Annotated in this window: 18 protein-coding genes; 17 read left to right on the top strand and 1 reads right to left on the bottom strand. The window is 63.0% G+C overall.

Going from position 1 to position 20,171, the window contains the following annotated elements:
• Positions 1-300 precede the first annotated feature (300 nt).
• The 4 genes from ACIPQ1_RS12090 to ACIPQ1_RS12075 all read left to right on the top strand — a co-directional run bounded on the left by ACIPQ1_RS12090 (position 301) and on the right by ACIPQ1_RS12075 (position 6,026).
• A complete protein-coding gene (locus ACIPQ1_RS12090) occupies positions 301-1,749 on the top strand; it encodes an APC family permease (protein WP_446534175.1) in 1,449 nt (482 codons plus the stop codon).
• An 85-nt stretch (positions 1,750-1,834) separates the two neighbouring features.
• On the top strand, positions 1,835-3,256 hold the full coding sequence (locus tag ACIPQ1_RS12085; protein WP_446534174.1) for an aldehyde dehydrogenase family protein: 1,422 nt from the start codon (positions 1,835-1,837) through the stop codon (positions 3,254-3,256).
• A gap of 11 nt (positions 3,257-3,267) precedes the next feature.
• Positions 3,268-4,617 (top strand): aminotransferase class III-fold pyridoxal phosphate-dependent enzyme, encoded by a 1,350-nt coding sequence (locus ACIPQ1_RS12080; protein WP_446534173.1) that lies wholly within the window; start codon positions 3,268-3,270, stop codon positions 4,615-4,617.
• Between the two features lie 83 nt (positions 4,618-4,700).
• A complete protein-coding gene (locus ACIPQ1_RS12075) occupies positions 4,701-6,026 on the top strand; it encodes a hypothetical protein (protein ID WP_446534172.1) in 1,326 nt (441 codons plus the stop codon).
• Between the two features lie 163 nt (positions 6,027-6,189).
• On the opposite strand, the gene ACIPQ1_RS12070 is transcribed toward ACIPQ1_RS12075, so the two are convergent.
• Positions 6,190-6,942, bottom strand: coding sequence for an IclR family transcriptional regulator (locus tag ACIPQ1_RS12070; protein ID WP_186705866.1), 753 nt, complete (start codon positions 6,940-6,942; stop codon positions 6,190-6,192).
• Between the two features lie 273 nt (positions 6,943-7,215).
• Here ACIPQ1_RS12070 and ACIPQ1_RS12065 point away from each other — a divergent pair, with 273 nt between their 5' ends.
• The 13 genes from ACIPQ1_RS12065 (at position 7,216) to ACIPQ1_RS12005 (ending at position 20,171) form a co-directional block, all read left to right on the top strand.
• Positions 7,216-8,757, top strand: coding sequence for an acetolactate synthase large subunit (locus tag ACIPQ1_RS12065; RefSeq protein ID WP_411384931.1), 1,542 nt, complete (start codon positions 7,216-7,218; stop codon positions 8,755-8,757).
• A gap of 10 nt (positions 8,758-8,767) precedes the next feature.
• Complete coding sequence (locus ACIPQ1_RS12060; protein ID WP_250964391.1) at positions 8,768-10,258, top strand: aldehyde dehydrogenase family protein; 1,491 nt, start codon at positions 8,768-8,770, stop codon at positions 10,256-10,258.
• Positions 10,259-10,284: 26 nt separating this feature from the next.
• Entirely contained in the window at positions 10,285-11,079 is a 795-nt protein-coding gene (locus tag ACIPQ1_RS12055; protein ID WP_186705869.1) for an SDR family NAD(P)-dependent oxidoreductase, read from the top strand.
• Between the two features lie 12 nt (positions 11,080-11,091).
• Positions 11,092-12,132 (top strand): VPS10 domain-containing protein, encoded by a 1,041-nt coding sequence (locus ACIPQ1_RS12050; RefSeq protein ID WP_250964390.1) that lies wholly within the window; start codon positions 11,092-11,094, stop codon positions 12,130-12,132.
• Between the two features lie 11 nt (positions 12,133-12,143).
• Positions 12,144-12,593 carry a VOC family protein gene (locus tag ACIPQ1_RS12045; protein WP_446534171.1) on the top strand — a complete coding sequence of 150 codons (450 nt, stop codon included), beginning with the start codon at positions 12,144-12,146 and terminating at the stop codon, positions 12,591-12,593.
• A 14-nt stretch (positions 12,594-12,607) separates the two neighbouring features.
• Complete coding sequence (locus tag ACIPQ1_RS12040) at positions 12,608-13,210, top strand: amino acid synthesis family protein (RefSeq protein ID WP_186705872.1); 603 nt, start codon at positions 12,608-12,610, stop codon at positions 13,208-13,210.
• A gap of 27 nt (positions 13,211-13,237) precedes the next feature.
• Positions 13,238-14,101, top strand: a complete 864-nt coding sequence (locus ACIPQ1_RS12035; RefSeq protein WP_446534170.1) for an alpha/beta fold hydrolase — start codon at positions 13,238-13,240, stop codon at positions 14,099-14,101.
• Between the two features lie 2 nt (positions 14,102-14,103).
• Positions 14,104-15,711: a bifunctional 3-(3-hydroxy-phenyl)propionate/3-hydroxycinnamic acid hydroxylase gene (locus tag ACIPQ1_RS12030; protein ID WP_446534169.1), complete on the top strand. Its 1,608-nt coding sequence runs from the start codon at positions 14,104-14,106 to the stop codon at positions 15,709-15,711.
• A complete protein-coding gene (locus tag ACIPQ1_RS12025) occupies positions 15,708-16,472 on the top strand; it encodes a 2-keto-4-pentenoate hydratase (protein WP_446534168.1) in 765 nt (254 codons plus the stop codon). Before ACIPQ1_RS12030 ends, ACIPQ1_RS12025 begins: the two co-directional genes overlap by 4 nt.
• Positions 16,473-16,658: 186 nt before the next feature.
• The gene (locus ACIPQ1_RS12020; RefSeq protein ID WP_250964385.1) at positions 16,659-17,600 is read left to right on the top strand and encodes a helix-turn-helix domain-containing protein; all 942 of its coding nucleotides are present in this window, start codon (positions 16,659-16,661) and stop codon (positions 17,598-17,600) included.
• Between the two features lie 227 nt (positions 17,601-17,827).
• On the top strand, positions 17,828-18,496 hold the full coding sequence (locus ACIPQ1_RS12015; protein WP_446534167.1) for a GntR family transcriptional regulator: 669 nt from the start codon (positions 17,828-17,830) through the stop codon (positions 18,494-18,496).
• 79 nt (positions 18,497-18,575) lie between these two features.
• Positions 18,576-19,382, top strand: a complete 807-nt coding sequence (locus ACIPQ1_RS12010; RefSeq protein ID WP_207962209.1) for an ABC transporter substrate-binding protein — start codon at positions 18,576-18,578, stop codon at positions 19,380-19,382.
• 12 nt (positions 19,383-19,394) lie between these two features.
• Entirely contained in the window at positions 19,395-20,171 is a 777-nt protein-coding gene (locus ACIPQ1_RS12005; RefSeq protein ID WP_446534166.1) for an amino acid ABC transporter permease, read from the top strand.

Below are 20,171 nucleotides of genomic sequence, written 5' to 3'. Positions count from 1 at the left end.
GCGCCCGCCCCCCCGTCCCCCCGCCCCCCGCCCAAAACCCGGGGGCCCCCCCCCCCCCCCCGCGCCCCCCCCCCCCCCCGCCACAGGTTGTTGGGTCCAGCGACATGGCCAGCGTTCCGGCATTGAGTTGACCTGTTTTGGGGCAGCGCTTCGGATGCTGCCGTTTTGGGATAGCGAAGGGTTTTGGTCAGGGCCTAGCATCGAATCCAGCGTGCAAGCAGAGCCATCAGCTTTTGGAAGTCGGCGAAGCTGGCGTCTGCGATCCAGCAACAACTGCCTCATACAATAAGGTCAAGAACAATGAGCGTATCTTTCCCGATCAGCAGCTCGACGGAGTTGAAACGCGGTGCCCTGGGTGTCGGCTTCATCATCTTCTTCGTGATTTCGGCGGCGAGCCCCTTGAGTGTCATCGCCGGTGGCTTCCCCATTGGCATCATGCTGGGCAACGGCGCCGGCACACCGGCGTTGCTGATCCTGGCGCTGTTGGTGTTGTTGGCATTTTCGGCGGGCTACACCGCCATGTCCCGGCACATGACCAATGCCGGTGGTTTTTATGCGTTCACCTCCCGCGGCCTGGGTGGCTTGGCCGGTGGCGCAGCGGGTGTGTTGGCGATGTTTGCCTACAACATCCTGCAGGTCGGCCTGTACGGCATGTTCGGCGGCGTGGTCAGCGGCACGATGGCCAGCGTCTTTGGCCTGGACTTGCCATGGTGGACCTATTCGCTCCTGGCGATGGCGAGCATCGCGATTCTCGGCTATCGCAAGATCGACCTGTCGGCCCGAGTGCTGTCGGTGGTGGTGATTGCCGAATACCTGGCGATCCTGACGCTGGATTTCGCCATCCTCAAGACCGGTGGCGATAGCGGCATTAACCTCGATTCGTTCGATCGCAGCCATGTGTTCAGCGGTACGCCATCCATCGGCTTGCTGTTCTGCTTCGCGGCGTTCATCGGCTTCGAGGCCACCACCATCTACGGCGAGGAGGCCAGGAATCCGCACCGTACGATTCCCATCGCCACCTATAGCTCGGTGCTGTTGATCGGTGGTTTCTATGCCTTGTCGGTCTGGGCCATGGTGATTGGCGTAGGGGCGGACAAGATCGTGCCGACCTTGCAAGCGCTGCAGGATCCCACCACGTTCATCTACGGTATGTCCGACCACTTTGTCGGCCCGCACCTGACCCAGATCATCCGCGTACTGTTCATGGTCAGCATCTACGCCGGGCTGCTGGCGTTCCACAACGCCGCGGCCCGTTATTTCTATGCCATCGGGCGTGACGGTTTGCTGCACAGCCGCTTGGGCACCACCCATCGCGTGCATCAAAGCCCGCACATGGGCTCGGTCCTGCAAAGCCTGATCGCCGCGGTGGTGGTGCTGATCTTCGCCGCGCTAGATGCGGATCCGATCCTGCAACTGTTCGCCTGGTTTTCCAACCTGGCCACGCTGTGCGTGATCCTGCTCATGGCCCTGACCTCGGCGGCGGTATTGGTTTATTTCCGCGCGCATCCGGAGTTGAAGCTGGGGCTCTGGCGCGGTCGGATTCTTCCGGGCTTCTCGTGCCTGGCCTTGTTGGCGGTCCTGGCCCTTGCAGTGATTCATTTCGACGTGCTGACCGGCGCCAGCCAACTGTTGTCCTACGGACTTTGTGCGGTGATTCCCGTCGCGCTGATCGTCGGCGTGTACCTCGCCGCCCGATTGCGCAAGGCCTCGCCCGAGCGGTTCATGGCGTTGGGCAGCCACAAGCTCTAGGGCACCGCGCGACCCCATCAATCTACCCAGACAATAAATCCGCTGCCGTTCGGGACGGTCCGGCAGCGCGCGAAAGGAAGGTGTCATGCACGATTATCAAATGCTCATCGATGGAACTCGGGTCGACGGCGAGAACGGCCACTTCGATGTGCTCAATCCAGCCACCGCCACGGTGTTCGCACGGTGTCCGGCCGGTTCCCTGGCCCAACTGGACCTTGCCGTCGAGGCGGCGCAAGCGGCCTTTGTCGAGTGGCGCCACAGCACCCATGAAGATCGCCGCCAGCGCCTGTTGGACATCGCGGCGGACATCGAGCAGGACGCCGAGTCGTTGGCCCAGCTGATTGTCCTGGAGCAGGGAAAACCGCTGGAACTGGCGTTTTCTGAAGCGATGGGGGCGGTGGCCTGGACGCGCTACGCCGCCGAGCAGCAGATCCCTGTGGAATTGGTGGAAGAAACCCCGAGCCAGCGCATTGAGCTGCACCGCAAGCCGTTGGGCGTCGTCGCGTCGATCACGCCCTGGAACTGGCCGTTCATGATCGCCGTCTGGCACATCATGCCAGCGTTGCGGGCCGGCAACTGTGTGATCAGCAAACCGTCAAGCCTGACGCCCCTGAGCACCCTGCGCCTGGTGGAGATCATCGCGCGCCATGTGCCTCGCGGCGTGATCAATAGCGTGACCGGCGAACAAGGTTTTGGCAGCGCGATCACGACCCATGCCGGTATCCAGAAAATCGTCTTCACCGGTTCGACCGCCACCGGCCAAAGCGTGATGCGCGGTGCCGCCGGCAACCTCAAGCGCCTGACCTTGGAACTGGGCGGTAACGACGCGGCCATCGTGCTGCCCGGAACCCCGGTGGAGGCGGTGGCCGAAGAGATTTTCCAGGCGGCCTTCCTGAACATGGGCCAGACCTGCGCGGCCCTCAAGCGTTTGTACATCCACCAATCCCAGTACGAAGCCTTTGCCCAGGCCCTGGCCCAGATCGCCCAGCGTCAGGTGGTGGGTGACGGCTTGGCGCCTGGGGTCACGTTTGGCCCGGTGCAGAACCTCGAACAGTTGAAGCTGGTTGAGGAACTGGTGGCCGATGCCCGCGCCCATGGAGCGCGGGTGTTGTGCGGCGGTGCCCGTCTGGACCGCCCGGGCTTTTTCTACCCGCCGACGTTGGTCGCCGATGTGACCGACGGGCAGCGCCTGGTGGACGAGGAACAGTTCGGCCCGGTGTTGCCGCTGATCGCCTACCAGGATGTCGAGGACGTCCTGCGTCGCGCCAATGCCGGCGACATGGGCCTGGGTGGGTCGGTCTGGGGCAGCGACAGCGAGCAGGCCCAGGCACTGGCCAGTCGCCTGGAATGCGGCATGGCCTGGGTCAACTGCCATGCGCAGATCCAGCCGAATACGCCGTTTGGCGGCAGCAAGATGTCCGGGTTCGGCGTCGAGTTCGGCCTTGAAGGGTTGCTGGAGTTCACCGGCCAGCAACTGCTGTACGTACGCAAGCGTGAAACAGAATGAGGACTGCAACCATGTACGAGCACTACAAGACAGCACAGAAGAAATTCTGGCACCCGATGAGTTCTTCGGCGCCCGCCAACCGCTCCAAGACGTTGATCATCGCCCGTGGCGACGGCAACTATATCACCGATATCGAGGGGCATCGCATGCTCGACGGTGTCGGCGGCCTGTGGAACGTGAACGTGGGCCATAACCGGCCTTCGGTGAAGGCGGCTATCGCCGCCCAGATGGACGAACTGGCTTATTACCAGACCTTCGACGGCATTGCTCATCCACGGGTGTTCGACCTGGCCGAGCGGCTGACGTCGATGTTCGCCCAGGAAAACATGGCGCGGGTGCTGTTCAGTTCCGGCGGTTCCGATGCGGTCGAGACGGCCCTGAAAATGGCCCGCCAATACTGGATCGCCAGCGGCGAGCCAGGGCGCACGCGTTTCCTGTCGTTGCGCAATGGCTACCATGGCGTGCACATGGGCGGCACCTCAGTGGGTGGCAACGGCGTGTATCACTACAACCATGGGCCGCTGTTGGCCGGCTGTCATCTGCTCGATACGCCGTGGCTGTACCGCAACCCCTGGGACTGCCGCGATCCAGAGGAGTTGACCGCTCACTGCGTTCGCCAGTTGGAAGACCAGATCGCGCTGCTCGGCCCGCAGACCATTGCCGCGTTGATCGCCGAGCCAGTGCAAGGCGCCGGTGGCGTGATCGTGCCGCCGGCGCATTACTGGAAGCGGCTGCGGGAAGTCTGCGACCGCCACGGCATCCTGTTGATCGCCGATGAGGTGGTCACCGGGTTCGGCCGCACCGGCTGCATGCTCGGCAGCCGGGGCTGGGGCGTCGCGCCCGACGTGCTGTGCCTGGCCAAGGGCATCACCGCCGGTTACATCCCCATGGGCGCCACGGTCTTCAACCAGCGCATCGTCGATGCCATCGAAAACGGTCCGGGTTTCAGCAACGTGATCATGCACGGCTACACCTACAGCGGACACCCGACGGCGTGTGCGGCGGCCCTGGCGGTGCTGGACATCGTCGAGGCCGAGGACTTGCCGGGCAATGCCGGGAAAGTCGGTGCCCAATTGCTGGAGCAATTGCAGCCGCTGACCGAACGTTACGCGGTAGTGGGCGAAGTGCGCGGCAAGGGCTTGATGATCGCCGTGGACCTGGTGGCGGACAAGGTCACCCGCGAGCCGCTTGACCCCGCCAACGGCCTGGCCTTGCGCATCGCCGAGCAAGCGCGTCGGGCCGGCGTATTGGTGCGCCCGATTGGCAACAAGATCGTGATGTCGCCGCCGCTGACCCTCACCAGTGACGAGGCCGCCCTGATGGTCGGTGCGTTGGACGGTGCGCTCGCCGACTGCCGCTAACCTGTAAGCCGGCGCGGTATGCCGTGCCGGCTCCCTGAATATAAAAACAGCCTTCAAAAGGCGCAGCACAAGGAGCTTCAACCATGCGGAACCTATCGCGTATGGAATTTTTCGGCAGTGGCCTGGCCTGTACGCTGGCGCTTTGCGCCGCGAATCAGGTCCAGGCCTATGAGTTGTATGCCGATGACGACACTCATTTCAACGCCGACCTGCTGGCAGTGTTCGGCCATTTCAACAGTCGCAAGAACTACGACGGCAGGCCCGGCGGTTCAACCTGGCGCGAAGGTTTCATCAAGTATGGCGTCAGCGGCGACCAAGGCCTGGCCGGCCATGGCACCGCCTACGGTGCGTTCAGCCTGGTCAGTTCCGCCACCTGGGGCGATGGCGACGCGGCCGGCAATTCGCTGGGCAGCGAACGCACGACGAAGATCGAAGACGCGTACCTGGGTTGGCGCTCCGCCGACCTGTTCCCCGTGCTGGGGCAGGACGGTGTCGATATCTCCGGCGGGCGGCAGGTGGTCAAGCTGGGCAGGGGCTTTTTGATCAACGATGACGGGCCGAACCTGGGCAAAGGGCCTGCCGACGGTCGCTTGAATCGCGGTGGCGCCTATTACCTGGCGGCCCGGCACGCGTTCGATCAGACTGCCGTGTTGCGCCTGGGCGGGCAGGAGGGGCTGCATGGCAGCGTGGTGTGGCTCAAGTCCGACAACCGCGCCCAGGCCGAAACCGAACTGGCCGCCGGCACGCTGGACTACACCGCCAAGGCTGGGACCGTGGGGTTGACCTGGATCCACGGCCTGGATGTGAACGACCGGTGGGCCAGCGATTTCCAGCGGCAACGCAAGGGCATGGACGTCTACAGTATTCGCGGTGAAGGCGACGCCGGCATTGAAAATGCGAGCCTGGCGTTCGAATACGCTTGGCAAGACAAGGACGCCGGCCCGCAGAACGCCTGGTACGCCGAGGCCGGCTACACCTTTGCCGATCTCGCCTGGGCCCCCAAGCTGACGTACCGCTACACCCGCTATTCACAGAAGTGGGATTCGCTGTTCACCGGGCAGAGCACCGGTTATGGCACCTGGTTCCAGGGCGAAGTCGCGGGTAATTATGCCGGGCCCTTCAACAGCAACACGGGCATTCATCATGTCGGCCTGACAGCCAAGCCGTTGGAGAACCTGACCCTCGGTGCGCTGTACTTCGACTACAACACCGTGCGTAAAGACAACGCGCTGAACCTGGATGCCCGCGAGTTGGACCTGTACGTCGAATGGGCGGTGAACGAGCATTTGATCGTCACGCCGCTGATCGGCCTCTACAAGCCGGATCGGGACGCAACGACGGGGGGCAATCAAGTGAGCGGCAATGGCACCAACGTCTACAGCCAGGTGACGGTGGCTGTGCCGTTCTGAAGCAAGGGCGTTGGATAAACCCTGTGGCGAGGGAGCTTGCTCCCGCTGGGTCGCGCAGCGGCCCCTCTTTTTTTGGGCCTGCTGCGCAGCCCAGCGGGAGCAAGCTCCCTCGCCACAGGTTCGGTGTTTTTCTTAAGTGATCGGTATGGCGCAACATCCCTTTCTAGCCAACAGCAGGCGGATTCTGCATCCGCTCGGCAATCCGCCGGGTCGTGTCCATCACCATTTCAATCACGGTTTCCTGGCGCAGCAGCTTGAAGCTGTCGGTGCTGCCGACGGCCGACAGGCTGCCCACCACGTCGTCGAGTTCGGGGTTGACGATCGGCGCCGCGATACCGGTGAGCCCCAGGTTGAGTTCGTCGTGGGTCATGCAATAGCCGTCCTTGCGGATCTTTTTCGCGGCCTTGGAAAAGCTTGCCCAGTCATAGCTGCCGTGGGGGTCGTTGGCCAGGTGCTCTTCGAACAGGCGTTGCAGGCGTCGACCCTTCTGGAAAGCGATCAACACCTTGGATTGCGCACCGCGAAAGAACGGCAGCGGCTGGCCGCGGCCGAATGAGAACTGGTAGGTGTCGCTGGGTTCGGCGATGTAGGTGTTGATGATGCGGCCGTCGTAGAAAACGCTGGCGAACACCGCCAGGCCAGTGGCATCGGACAGCTCGTGCATCAACTCGCGGCCGGCCACGAGGATCGGGTCGTACTGCCGCATCATCCAGTCCAGCTCAATGATGCGTGGCCCCAGGCCGTAGCTGCCGGCATCCACCCGAACCAGCAGGCCGGCATCGCACAAATCCTTGACGTAGCGGTACACGGTCGCTCGTGACAGGCCCATGCGCTCGGCGATGGTATCGGGGTCGATCTTCAGCGTGGCCGGGCCGAAAAGGTCCAGCACGCTCAGCATTTTGCTCAGACTGCTCATTTCGCTCCTAAAGGGGGAATGGCGCGTAGGGGGGCGTTGGGTGAGCACTATAGGTAGCCGCGGCGGTGATGAAAAGCCCGCGCATGCCCTCAGGAGCGCGTTGCCACGGTAACCGAATGCTTGAGAAATGCAAACTTATTTCCAGTCGTTTACCCTTCAAAAATATGCATTTATCTCAAAATATGATTTTAATGCAGAAAAATAGCTTGTTTTGTCGATTTGGCTGTGTGATAAATCTCAGCCACTGCAAACGCTCGATGAAGAGGGCTGGAAATGAATGGTGCGCAACTGATAGTGAAGGCGGCGGTGGCAAGCGGTATCGAATACTGCTTCGCCAACCCCGGAACGACTGAAATCCCCCTGGTGGCAGCCATGGCCAGCGCGCCAGCCCTCAAGCCGGTACTGTCCTTGTTCGAAGGGGTGTGCACCGGTGCGGCGGACGGCTACGGCCGGATTGCCGGCAAGCCGGCGATGACCTTGACGCACCTCGGTCCCGGCTTTGCCAATGGCATTGCCAACCTGCACAACGCCCGTCGCGCCAACACCCCGATCGTCAACGTCATCGGCGATCACGCGTCCTGGCACGTCAATTACGATCCGCCGTTGGCCAGTGATATCCAGGCCTTGGCCGGCAGCGTTTCCACGTGGGTACGTACCTCGCGCACGGCATCGGGCGTTGGTGAAGACTTCCAGGAGGCGGTGCGTGCCGCCTGGCAAGCCAACGGCCAGATCGCCAGCCTGATTCTGCCGATGGACCTGCAAGCCAACACCGTGCAGCACGAGAAGGCCTTCACAGCATTGCAGGCCCCGGTCCGGCGTTTTGCCGGTGACCGGATCGAGGCGGTCGCCCAGGCACTGCGCGATGGCCGGCGCCTGGTGTTTATCGTCGGCGACCAAGGCTTGTCCGTCGCCGGACTCGAAGCGGCGGGGCGCCTGGCCCGACTGCCGGGCGTGCGCCTGTTCGCCGAAACCTTTCCCCGCGTGAGTTACCGCGGTGGTGGCCTGCCGGACCTGGATCGCCTGCCTTACTTCCCTGAAGTGGCCATCGAGATCCTGGATCAATATGACGCGGTGGTCTGCGCCGGCGTCCCCGAACCCATCAGCTATTTCGGCTACGAAGGCATTGCCTCGCGGCTGGCAGAGCGCGAACGCCTGCTGTGCCTGGCTGAGGTGGGGGACGACGTTGCCGGGGCGCTCACTGCGCTGGCCGATGCCCTTGAAGCACCGGCTTATGTGCCCACGCCAAGCGGTATCGAACTGCCGCCCAGCGAAGCCACGTTGACGCCCCAATCCGTCGGCCAGGTGTTGGCCGCGTCGCTGCCGGACGACTGCATCGTTTCGGTGGAAGGCGGGACGTGCGGCTATCCGTTCTTCACTGCCTCGGCCCATGCCGCACGGCATCGGGTCTTGACCAATACCGGTGGGGCCATCGGCCAGGGCATCCCGGTGGGCTTTGGCGCCGCCATGGCCGAGCGTGGCAACAAGGTGTTCTGCCTGCAATCGGACGGCAGTGCCCAGTACACGATCCAGACCTTGTGGAGCATCGCCCGGGAGCAATTGCCGGTGGTGATCCTGATCGCGGCCAACCATCGCTACGCCATCCTGCAAAACGAACTGCGCCGCTTCGGCATGACCGAGCTGGGCCCCGAGGCCCTGAGCCTGACGGTACTGGACCGTCCTCGCATCGATTGGAAGGCCCTGGCCAAGGGCTACGGCTTGCCGGCCAGCACCGTGCACACCAACGGCGAGTTGCAGCGCGCCCTGGCCAACGCCAAGGCCGATGGCGGTCCTTGCCTGATTGAAATGGCGCTGTGAAGGAGGGGATATGAACCAGATTCAATTGTTACCCGCGGTCGAGAAGTTCCTGTCGTTACCCGGGCGCCTGTTTATCGGCGGCACCTGGCAGGACGCCGCCGATGGTCGCCGGTTTGCCGTGGAAAACCCGGCCACTGAACACACCCTGGCGGAAGTCGCCGAAGGCGGCGAACGCGACGTGGATGCCGCCGTCGCTGCCGCCCGTGCGGCCTTCACCGGAGCTTGGGCGCAGCAGTCGCCGGCCCAGCGCGGCTTGCTGTTGTTTCGCCTGGCGGAACTGCTCGACCAGCATCGCGAAGAGCTGGCGCAACTGATCACCCTGGAAAACGGCAAGCCGATCGGCGCGGCCCGGGGTGAAGCGGCCAGCGCCGCGAATATCATTCGTTACTTCGCCGGTTGGCCGACCAAGATCGAAGGCAGCACGCTGCCGGTGTCGCCCGCCAGTGGCGCACCGATGCTCAACTACACCTTGCGCGAGCCGGTGGGCGTCTGCGCGTTGATCGTGCCGTGGAATTTCCCGCTGACCATGTGCGTGTGGAAGCTCGGTCCGGTGCTGGCGACCGGTTGTGTCGCGGTGCTCAAGCCCGCCGAACAGACGCCCCTGGTTGCCATTCGCCTGGTGCAATTGATCGAGGCCGCCGGTTTCCCGGCCGGGGTGGTCAACCTGCTCACCGGCCTCGGCGCGCGCACTGGCGCACCGCTGGCCCAGCACCCGGACGTGGACAAGATCGCCTTCACCGGTTCGACCCAAGTGGGCCGGCTGATCGCCCAGGCGGCCACCGGCAACATGAAGAAGGTCTCGTTGGAGCTGGGTGGCAAGTCCCCCAACATCATCCTGCCGGACGCCGACATCGTCCGGGCCGCCAAAGGCGCCGCCGATGGGATTTTCTACAACCAGGGCCAGGTCTGCACCGCCGGTTCGCGTCTGTACGTGCACGCCAGCGTCCTCGACCAGGTGCTCGAAGAACTCCAGCGCCACGCCGCCGCCCATGTGTTGGGGCCAGGACTGGATCCGGCCAACAGCATGGGCCCGCTGGTCTCGGCCCGGCAATTGGGCACGGTGCGTGGCTACCTGCAGCGGGGCCAGGAAGAGGGCGCCGAACTGATCTGCGGCGGTGATCGCCCCGACCATTTGGAGCGCGGCCACTTCATCCGCCCCAGCGTGTTTCTCGACCGCGCCGAGCGCGCCTGTGTCGCCCGGGAAGAAATCTTCGGCCCGGTGCTGACCGTCATGAGCTGGACCGAAATCGACGAGCTGGTGCTGCGTGCCAACGACTCGCCTTATGGCCTGGCGGCCGGACTGTGGACCCGTGACTTGCGCTCCGCCCACCGCGTGGCGGCGCAGTTGAAGGCCGGCTCGGTGTGGATCAACTGCTGGAACGTCGTCGACCCGGCCTCGCCTTTTGGTGGCTACAAGCAATCCGGCTGGGGTCGGGAAATGAGTAAGAACGTGATCGATGCCTACACCGAAACCAAAAGTGTCTTCGTCGATCTGGCCTGAGCCGAATAATCACAAGAGGAACTGCTATGGATCTGGAATTGCAAGGCCGCGTGGCGATCGTCACCGGCGGTGGTATGGGTATCGGCAAGGAAGTCGCGCGCTTTCTGTCCCAGGAAGGTTGCAAGGTGGTGATCTGCGCGCGGCGCATGGAATATCTCCAGCAGGCCGCCGAGGAAATCAGCGCAGAGACCGGCAACGAGGTGCTGCCGCTGTTCTGTGACACCAACCAGATGTCGGCGGTGTCCGACATGGTCGAAGCGGCCCACAAGCACTTTGGCCGCATCGATATCCTGGTCAACGGCGCGGCGGCCCCGTCCGGCGTGGTGCGCAACGACATCGAACATGCCGGCGACGATGAATTGCTCTCGGACCTCAACACCAAGGTGATCGGCTATTTCCGTTGCGCCAAGGCGGTGACGCCGCACATGAAGGCCGGCGGTTTCGGTCGCATCATCAACATCGGTGGCCTGACCGGGCGTGGCAGCAAGGTCCTCTCGGGCATGCGCAACCTGGCCATCGCCCACATGACCAAGACCCTCTCCGACCAACTCGGCCCGTCCGGCATCACGGTCAACCTGATCCACCCCGGCGTGGTCGACACCCCGCACATCCAGGAGCTGTACGAGCGCGAAGGAGTCAAGCAGGGCAAGACGCCCGAGCAGGTGGAGCAGGGCTACATCGACGCGACGCCGATCCGACGCACCCTGGCCCCCATCGAAATGGGCTGGCTGATCGGTTTCCTCGCGTCCCCCAAGGCCGGTGCGGTGACCGGGGAATCCATTGGCATCGACGGCGGCTTGACCCGTGGCATCTTCATTTGAGGAGCAGCAGTGATGAGTAACGGAACCCTTTTGGTCGCCACCGTCGGGCAAGCGGTGATCCGCAGCGCCGACGATGGTCGCACCTGGCATCGCCTGGGCCTGGGCCAGGACCTGGAATTCGATGCGATCACCCGGTCCCTGAGTTTTCATCCGGGCACGCCCGAGGTGGTCTACGCCGGCACCGATGTCGGCCTGTGCGTCAGCCTTGACACTGGCGGCCACTGGCAGCGGGTGGATTCGCCGTTCAATGGGCAGACAGTCTGGAAGGTCGCGGTGGATCCCCAGGATGCCCAGCGGATTTTCGTTGGCACCGGCGCGCCGTCGCGCGCCGTGCTGTGGCGCACCCTCGACGGTGGCCAGAGCTGGGACCGTGCCCCGGTGGAAATCCCGGAATTCTGCGACGGCGTCAGTCGTCCACGCTTGCTGGCCTTCGCCTACGACCCGACAGATCGCAACCAGCTCTGGTTCGGCCTGGAAGAGGGCGGGCTGTTCCACAGCCGCGACGGTGGCGACAGCTGGACCCGCGTCGATGATCGCTTGCTGTGGGACTACAACTCGGACGTGCACAACATCGTGGTCCTGCCCAATCACGGGCAAAAGGTCATCGTCGTGGTGTGCGTCAACGCTGTGTACCGCAGCCTCGACGAAGGGCAGACCTGGACCGGCATCGTCGCCCGGGAGACCTTCGGCCTGTACTACGTGCGCGCCATGAATGCGGCGTTGGGCAGCGAGGATACGCTGTACCTGAGCATCTCCGACGGCACCCCAGGCACCACCAGCAAGGTGCTGGTCTCCCGGGATGCCGCCGTCAGTTGGGAAGTGCTGCCACTGCCACAACAACCCAACTCCTGTGTCTGGGCGATTGCCTTGAACCCTGCCGACCCTCGCCAGATCGTCGCCGGTACCAAGTACGGGCACCTGTTCACCTCCGAGAATGGCGGTGACGGCTGGCAGAAGCAGTGGCGTGAGTTCAGTGAAATCGCTGATGTGCTCTGGACGCCCGCCGTGGCGCAAATCAAGTCCGGGCATCAATCCATCATCAAGAAAAACTGAGGGACCGTGCGATGAAAGTCGAAGTCGTTCGTACTCACCTGTCGTTGTTCGTGCGCGACCCGGAAGTGTCGGCACGCTGGTACGCCGACGTGCTGGGCATGCATGAAAGCGCCCGGGGGGAAAGCTGGATCATGATGGCGTTTGGTGCCAAGCATCACGACATCGCGTTGCTCCGCGCGGAACCCGGGGCCCACCAGGGCGGCCTGGGATTGCAGCACTACGGGCTGGAGATCGCGGGCGACATGACCACCCTGCGCAAGCTCTACGGCATGTTGCTGAACAAGGGCGTCGAGGTGGTGAAGATCACCGACCACGAGATCGGCAACGGCGTGTATTTCAACGACCCCGATGGCAATCGCATGGAATTTTTCCTCGAGTCCGAACACGACGACGCGCGGGGCAAGGCCCGCTTCAAGGCCGCTGGGGCCCCCAGCCGGCATTTCGATCTCGACCCACTTTGAATGAGACTGCTCTTATGAAAACCGCGAATTTCGCCAGTTATCACATCCGCAAATGGTACAGCTTCGTCGAGGAAACCCTGGCCAACGAAACCGGCCAGTTGGCCGATGGCGAGCCGTTGTTCAAGTACGCCATTGGCGCGGTGATCGCCAACCCTTACGCCGGCCGTTTCAGTGAAAGCCTGGCGGAGTTGATAGAACCGTCGCCCTTGCTGGGCCAGGAGTTTGGTCGGCGCATTCGGGTCCTGGCGGGCCAGCGTGAGATCGTCAGTTATGGCAAGGCCTGCCTGGTAGGCAGCCAGGGCGAGTACGAGCACGGCAATGCGTTGCTGACCAACCCGGCGGCGGATCCGATCCGTGTCGCGCTGGGCGGCGGCAAGTCCTGGGTGCCCTCCACCGGCAAGCGTGGCGGGCCTGGCGTGACCATCGACGTGCCGCTGGCCCACAAGGACGCGCTGTATGTCCGTTCGCACTACGACAGCATTTCCCTGTCGTTTGGCGATGGTCCGGCGGCCGATGAGTTGATCATTATCTGGGCCTTCGCCACGCGCGGGCGTTTGCATGCGCGCCTGGGTGGTCTGCAGGCGGCTGACGTCAAGGGCAATGACGGCCTGTATTGAGGGGCGCTGATCGTGGGAAGCCAACGAATGTCTGCAAACAGCCAGTTTTTCACCAATCGTTCGGGGATGCGCCTGCACTATCTGTCATGGGGCGATGCGTCAGGCATTCCCGTGCTGCTGCTCCATGGGCTGCGCTCCTATGCCCAGACCTGGGATGGCCTGGCCAATGCATTGGGCGAGCGGTACTGCTGCTATGCCCTTGACCAGCGCGGTCGCGGCTACAGTGACTGGGCGGATGCCTCCAGTTACCGGACCGAGGTCTATGTCAACGATCTTGAAGACCTGGTGGCGCACCTGGGGCTGCAGCGTTTCGTCCTGGTGGGGCATTCTCTGGGCGGCACCAATGCACTGGAGTATGCGCGGCTCCATCCGGGACGACTGCAAGCACTGGTGATCGAGGACATCGGCCCGGGTTCTTCGGTCAGCGGTGACGGCGCCGAGCGGATTCGGCGCGAGATGAGCCAGACACCGCTGTTGTTTCCTGACTGGGAGAGCGCCGCCCAGTTCTGGCTGCAAGCGCGACCTGGTCTCTCTGAGGAGGGACTGGCCTCCAGGCTGATGTATTCGATGAAGGAAACCCTGGCTGGAATCGAATGGCGTCACGACCAGCAAGGTATTGCCCAGGCGCGCCTGAGCATCACCCCGACCGATCTGTGGCCGGCGGTACGGGCGCTGGATTGCCCGACGCTGTTCATTCGTGGCGCCCGTTCCGACTTCCTGCCCCTGGCGACCCTCGAGTCGATAAAGCAGGCCAACAAGTGGGTGAGCACAGAGGAAATCGCCGACGCCAGCCATTACGTTCATGATGACCAGAGCGCAATGTTCAACCTTGTCGTCATGGACTACTTGCACGACCAATGCCTAAAACCACAACAACAAAGCGGTGAATAGCGATGAAGCAGGAGAAAACCCAGGTTGTCATCGTGGGCGGCGGCCCGAACGGGATCACGGCCGCTCATTACATGGGGCTGTACGGTATCGACTGCATCGTCCTTGAATTGGCTGACGGCGTCCTGCCGTATCCCCGCGCGGTGGGCATGGATGACGAGGCGCTGCGGGTGTTGCAGGGCATCGGCATCGCTGAACTGGCCGCGCGCGACATGATCTGCAACGTGCCCCTGCGTTACTACAATGCGCGGGGCGTGTGTTTTGCCGAGGTCAAGCCGAGCACGGCGAACTATGGCTGGCCCATGCGCAACATCTTCATGCAACAGTTGCTGGAAACGACGCTGCGCGAGCAGTTGGGCAAACACGCCAGTATCGAGTTGCGCCAGGGCCATGAAATGCTCGATCTGGAGCAGGACGCCGAGGGCGTGACCTTGCAGGTGCGCGATGCCCAAGGGGAGCTGTATCAGTTGCAGGCGCAGTACGTGATCGGCGCCGATGGCGGACGTTCCAGCGTGCGCAAGAAACTCGGCATCGAACTGCTGGGGCTGACCCATCCACGCAAATGGGTGGTGATCGACACGGCCAACGACAGCCTCGATGCACCCTATACGGCCTTGCATGCCGACCCTCAGCGGCCGTTTGTCTGCATCTACCTGCCGTATCAGCAACGGCGCTGGGAGTTCATGCTCCTGGAGGGCGAAGACGAGGGCAGAATGTGCGAAGAGGCGACGATTCGGGACTTGATCCGCGGGCATATTGGCGAGGCGGTCGATCAACTTGAAATCATCCGGATCCGCGCCTACACCCATAACTCCCGGGTCGCGGCGCGCTTTGTCCAGGGCCGTGTGGCATTGGTGGGGGATGCGGCGCATATTTCCCCGCCCTGGGCCGGGCAGGGGCTCAACTCAGGCCTGCGTGATGTCGCCAACGTCAGCTGGAAGCTCGCCGCGATTCTCCAGGGGCGGGCGGCGCCGGCGATTCTGGCCAGTTACGACCAGGAGCGCCGCGGGCACGCGACCGATCTCATCGCGTTGGCCGACAACATGGGCGCGGTCCTGGGGCTGACCAACCCGTTGATGGCCGGGGTGCGGGACTGGTTGTTCCAGGCCGTCAACAGCGTCGACAACCTGCGTTCGCATTTGCTGGAATTCAAATTCAAACCCAAGGCGACCATCACCAAAGGCCTGGTGTATCACGAGCGTGCCGAGTTGCATGAGGATGATCTGGTTGGACAGTTGTTCATCCAACCGTCCATCGAAGATGCCCAGGGTCAGCGTCGGCGCCTGGACGAGGTACTGGGGCATTCGTATGCGGTGCTGGGGTATCGGGTCAATCCGAGCGAACAACTCAGCGAGCAGACTGCTGCTTATTGGGCGCGTTGGGACACGCGTTTCATCCAAATCAATCGCTCGCGCAGTGGCGTGGGGCGCAATCAACCCTTGTCTGCCAGCGGTGCCATTTGCGTCGAAGACGTCGATAACCGCCTGGGGGAATGGTTTGCCAAGGTGCGAGATTGCGTCGTGGTGGTGCGGCCGGATCGGTTCGTTGCGGCGATCACCACCCCCGAGCGACTCGAAGGCGTGTTGCACAAACTGGCGGAGCAACTGTCATGAGGCGCGAAGAGGATCTGCTGGTCCGGCTTCACGATGCCGGGCAGGCCATACACGCCTTGCCTTCGTTGGAACCCGAGGCCGTCGATTTGCCGACGGGCTACACCTTGCAGCGCGAGGCACTGCGTCGGCGCCAGGCCGGCGGTGAGCGGCTGAGCGGATGGAAAGTGGCCTTCGCCGGCCGCGCCGCCCAGGATCGTTTCGGTATCGATGAGCCGGTATTGGGGGCGCTGACCGATGCCATGGTCGTGGAACCTGGACAGACGGTGTCCCTCGCACGGCTGATCCAGCCGAAGTTGGAAATCGAGCTGGCGTTTGTCCTGGGGCGCACGCTGGTGCCCGGTTTCTATAGCGACGAGGACATTCTCGCCGCCATTTCCGAGGTCGCGCCGGCGTTCGAGATCGCCGACTGTCGTTGGCAGGGCTGGCGTTTCGGCGTCGGCGCGTTTCTGGCCGACAATGCTGCCGCGGCGCTGTATTGCCTGGGGTCGCGGGTCAGGTTTCATCCGGGGCAACTGCCCCACGTGAACTATCGCCTGGAATGTGACGGGGTGTCCGGTGGCGAGGGCAATGCCCAGGCGCGGGAGGACACGCCCCAGGCCAACCTGTGCTGGCTGGTCCGGCGCTTGTTGGCCGACGGGCAGTGCGTTGAAGCGGGGCAGGTGGTGCTGTCCGGGGCTTTATTGGCGCCTCTGGACATCAAGGCTGCCGAGTACCGGTTGCACATGCTTGGCATGGAACTGGCTTTGGTTTTCCGGCAATAAGAACGGTTCACCAGTCCGTGGCGTGGGAGCTTGCTCCCGCTGGGCTGCGCAGCAGACCTGTTTTGTGAGCGCTTCGCCCTGGAGCGCCAGCCCGGTCAAGCGGGAGCAAGCTCCCTCGCCACAGGTTTATCGACTTCTTTGGATATCAGCATCAGGTAAGCACAGCGCCACCGAGGAACAATGATCATGTTCGCCGAAGTCCGTACCTTCAATGATCCTCAGCAACACGCCGGTTCGATCCTGGGCTGGCAACAAGTCTATGACCAGCTCGGGCGCGGTTGCCTGTCCAGCGAGCTGCGGCAGGTGTGCGCCGAGCGTTTCCAGATTTTCCAGGAGGTGCTGGATAAACGCGTCGTGCAGCGCGGTTGCGCGCCAAAAGGACGCTTGTGCATTGCCATGTCCCTGGGGGGGGCGCCGGTGGTGCAGGGGCACCAGGTGGGCGCCCACAGCGTCGTGCTGTTGCGCGATGGCGAAGATTTTGTCCTGCACGCCCCGGAAGGCACGCATTTCTTCGCGGCCAACGTCGACACGGTGCGGTTTGCCAAGCTCGCGGCCTACGAACTGTCGGGCGAACAGCTCAAGCGCTTGAAAAGCGTGTCCCAGGTCAGTGTGGATGAGGTGGTGCTGCGCCGGGTGCAACAGCGGATCCACCCACTGTTTCGTCACCTTTTGGAACAGACCGATGCGGTCAATCCCGCCGCGGAGAAAATCCTCGAAGACGTGTTGCTCAACGCCTTCCTCGACCTGTTCAGCCACGCCTCGGACGAGGTGCGCGGCCGGCGCGGCAATTTTGCCGTCAGTGCCTACCTGGTCAAGCGTTGCCAGGAACTGGTGGTGGCCAGCGCCGATGTGCCCTTGAGCATCCTCGATTTGTGCGAGCAATTGCGGGTCAGCCGCAGGACCCTGCAGAACAGTTTCCAGGCCGTCACCGGCATGCGTCCGGTGGAGTACCTGCGCAACCTGCGGCTCAATGCGGTGCGCCGCCGATTGATCACGACCCGTGCGGCCGCGCTGAACGTCAGTGAAATTGCGGTGGCGATGGGGTTTTTCCACCTGAGCCATTTTGCCGTCCATTACCGGGCGCTGTTTGGCGAGTCACCCTCGGACACGCCCAGGGCACCGGCGTGATGAGTGGCCTCCTGTGGTGTTACCGAAGCGCCTTCCTGCACCGATAAAAGGCAGCCGCTGAGCTGTTTGGTAGCACACCCGTGCGACCCTGGGCCAGCGACGGGCAGTCGTTCTCCTCGGCAACTTCCTTCAAATCAAACCCTTGCACGATAACGCGTGTGGTTGGCATGCATTCTGCTTTTATGAATCCATGGATAATTGGATACAAAAATGCAGAAGGTGCTGCCATGCAATTTGCTCCGACGTACGCTGAACGCCCGCCCATGACGGCCGAGGAGGAGGCCTACAACTTCCTGCTCGATGCCATTTGTGGCGGTCGGTTACGCAAGGGCGACCGGCTGATTGCCGAGGACATCGCCAACGAGATCGGCATGAGCCGCATGCCGGTGCGCGAAGCCTTTCGCCGTCTGGATGCCCAGGGCCTGGTGACGCTGCGGCCCAATCGCGGGGCGGTGGTCAGCGGCCTCGACATCAATGAATTGCATGAAGTCTTCGAAATGCGCAGCGCCCTCGAAGGCCTGGCGGTGCGTGTCGCGACGGCGAAGATTGGTGAGCGTCAGTTGGCCGCCCTGGAGCGCTTGCTGGACGAGATGGACGATTACCGCGAGGAAAGCGCCGAGTGGGTCGGCCGCCATCGCGCGTTCCATGAATACCTGTGCAGCCTCAGCGGTCGCCCGCGATTGCTCAAGCAGATCAGCGCGCTGTATTCCCTGATCGAAGCGCCCATGCGCCTCTGGCTGCAGCACGTGGAAAAGCCCTTGAGCGCGCGCCAGGAGCACATGCTGATCCTCGATGCCCTGCGTGCGGGCGATGCCGAGAAGGCCGAGGCGGTGGTGCGGGCGCACATCGAAGGCACCGTCCCTGAATTGATCGAGTTCCTGCAATCGAAAAAATAACGAGAGCGGGTCACTTAGAGCCTGCCCCGTGTTTTGACTTTGAGTACTGCCCGTCATTAATGAACTGGAGTGTCTGGTCATGCATAAGCCTCGCCTGTTGGTTGCCGCTTTATCCTTGGGTTTCTGTGCGCAATGGGCGGTTGCCGCGCCCGTTGTCCCGGAGCGTTTGCTCAAGGCCGATAAACTCGTCTACTGCTCGGGCATGGATTCGCCGCCGCTGGTGTCCTTCGATGAGGCGCAGAAACCCAAGGGATTGACCGTGGACCTGGGGCTGGAAATCGCCAAGCGCCTGGGTGACAAAAAAGTGGAGTGGCGGGTGATTCCGTTTTCCGGATTGCTCCCGGCGCTGTTGGCCCAACAGTGCGACATGATCGTCGACCAGCTGTTCGACAAGCCCGAGCGCCGCGAGGTGATCGACATCGTCAACTACATGTATTCCAGCCAGGCGGTGGTGGTGCCCAAGGGCAATCCCAAGGGCCTCAAGACGCTGCCGGATCTCTCCGGACACAAGGTCGCGGTGCTCAACGGTTCCACCATCAAGACCTTGCTCGACGCCGAGAACGCAACCCTGGCCAAGGCCGGCAAGCCGCCGATGAAACTGGTGGTCTACAACTCCGACACCGATGCCTTCCAGGCCCTGCGCATCAGCCAGGTCGACGCCTACGGCACCACCGTGGAAACCGCCGGTTACTACGCCACCATGGCCCCCGACCTGTTTGAGGAAGGCGTGCCGGCCTTCAGCCGGATTCTCACCGGCCTGGGTATTCGCAAGGACGATCCGCAACTGACCGCCGCCGTGCAGCAGGTGATCGGCGATATGCGCAGCGATGGCAGCTACAGCCAACTGCTCGGCAAATGGCATGTCTCCAGTGACACCCTTGATTAAGGTGAACCGTCGATGAATTTCAATTGGGATGTGTTCTGGCAGTACCTGCTCCAGCCCAGTGGGGTGTACCTCACCGGGCTCTGGCTGACCTGCCTGATCAGTGTGCTGGCGATGTTGCTGGGCTGCGTGCTGGGGCTGGCGGCGGCGCTGTTGCGGTTGTCGAAGAACCCGTTGCTGCATGTGCCGGTGCGCTTTTACGTGTGGCTGATGCGCGGCACGCCGTTGCTGGTGCAGATCGTCTTTCTCTACACCGCGCTGGCTGCCGGCGGGATTTTCCGCTTCGAAGACATCGACCTGTTTGGGCTGGTGATTCCCGGCAATATCCAGGCGGCGATCATCGCCCTGGGGCTCAACGAGGGCGCCTACATGGCCGAGATCATCCGCGCCGGCATCGGTGCGGTGGACAAGGGTCAATACGAGGCCGGACGTTCCCTGGGCATGACCTTCGCCAAACTGATGCGGCGCATTGTCCTGCCCCAGGCGTTCCGGGTCATCGTTCCGCCGTTGGGCAACGAGTTCAACGTGATGCTCAAGAACACCACGCTGGTCAGCGTGATCGGCGTCCAGGAATTGTTGCTCAGTACCCAAATGGTCACCTCGGCGACGTTCCGGGTGTTCGAGTTGTACCTGGTGGTGGCGATCTACTTCCTGTTGCTGACCACGTTGTGGGGCTTTTTCCAGCGCTGGCTGGAGGCCCGTTTCGGTCAATCGGACCGACCTTCGTCGCCACCGCCGGCGTCGACGCGGATGTTCGGTCGCAGCACTTTGAACCTGCTGAGGGCACGTTGA

The sequence above is a fragment of the Pseudomonas sp. LARHCG127 genome (assembly GCF_052871455.1).
The sequence above is the reverse complement of the archived record's forward strand: the minus strand, read 5'-3'. Positions and strand labels throughout refer to the sequence as shown.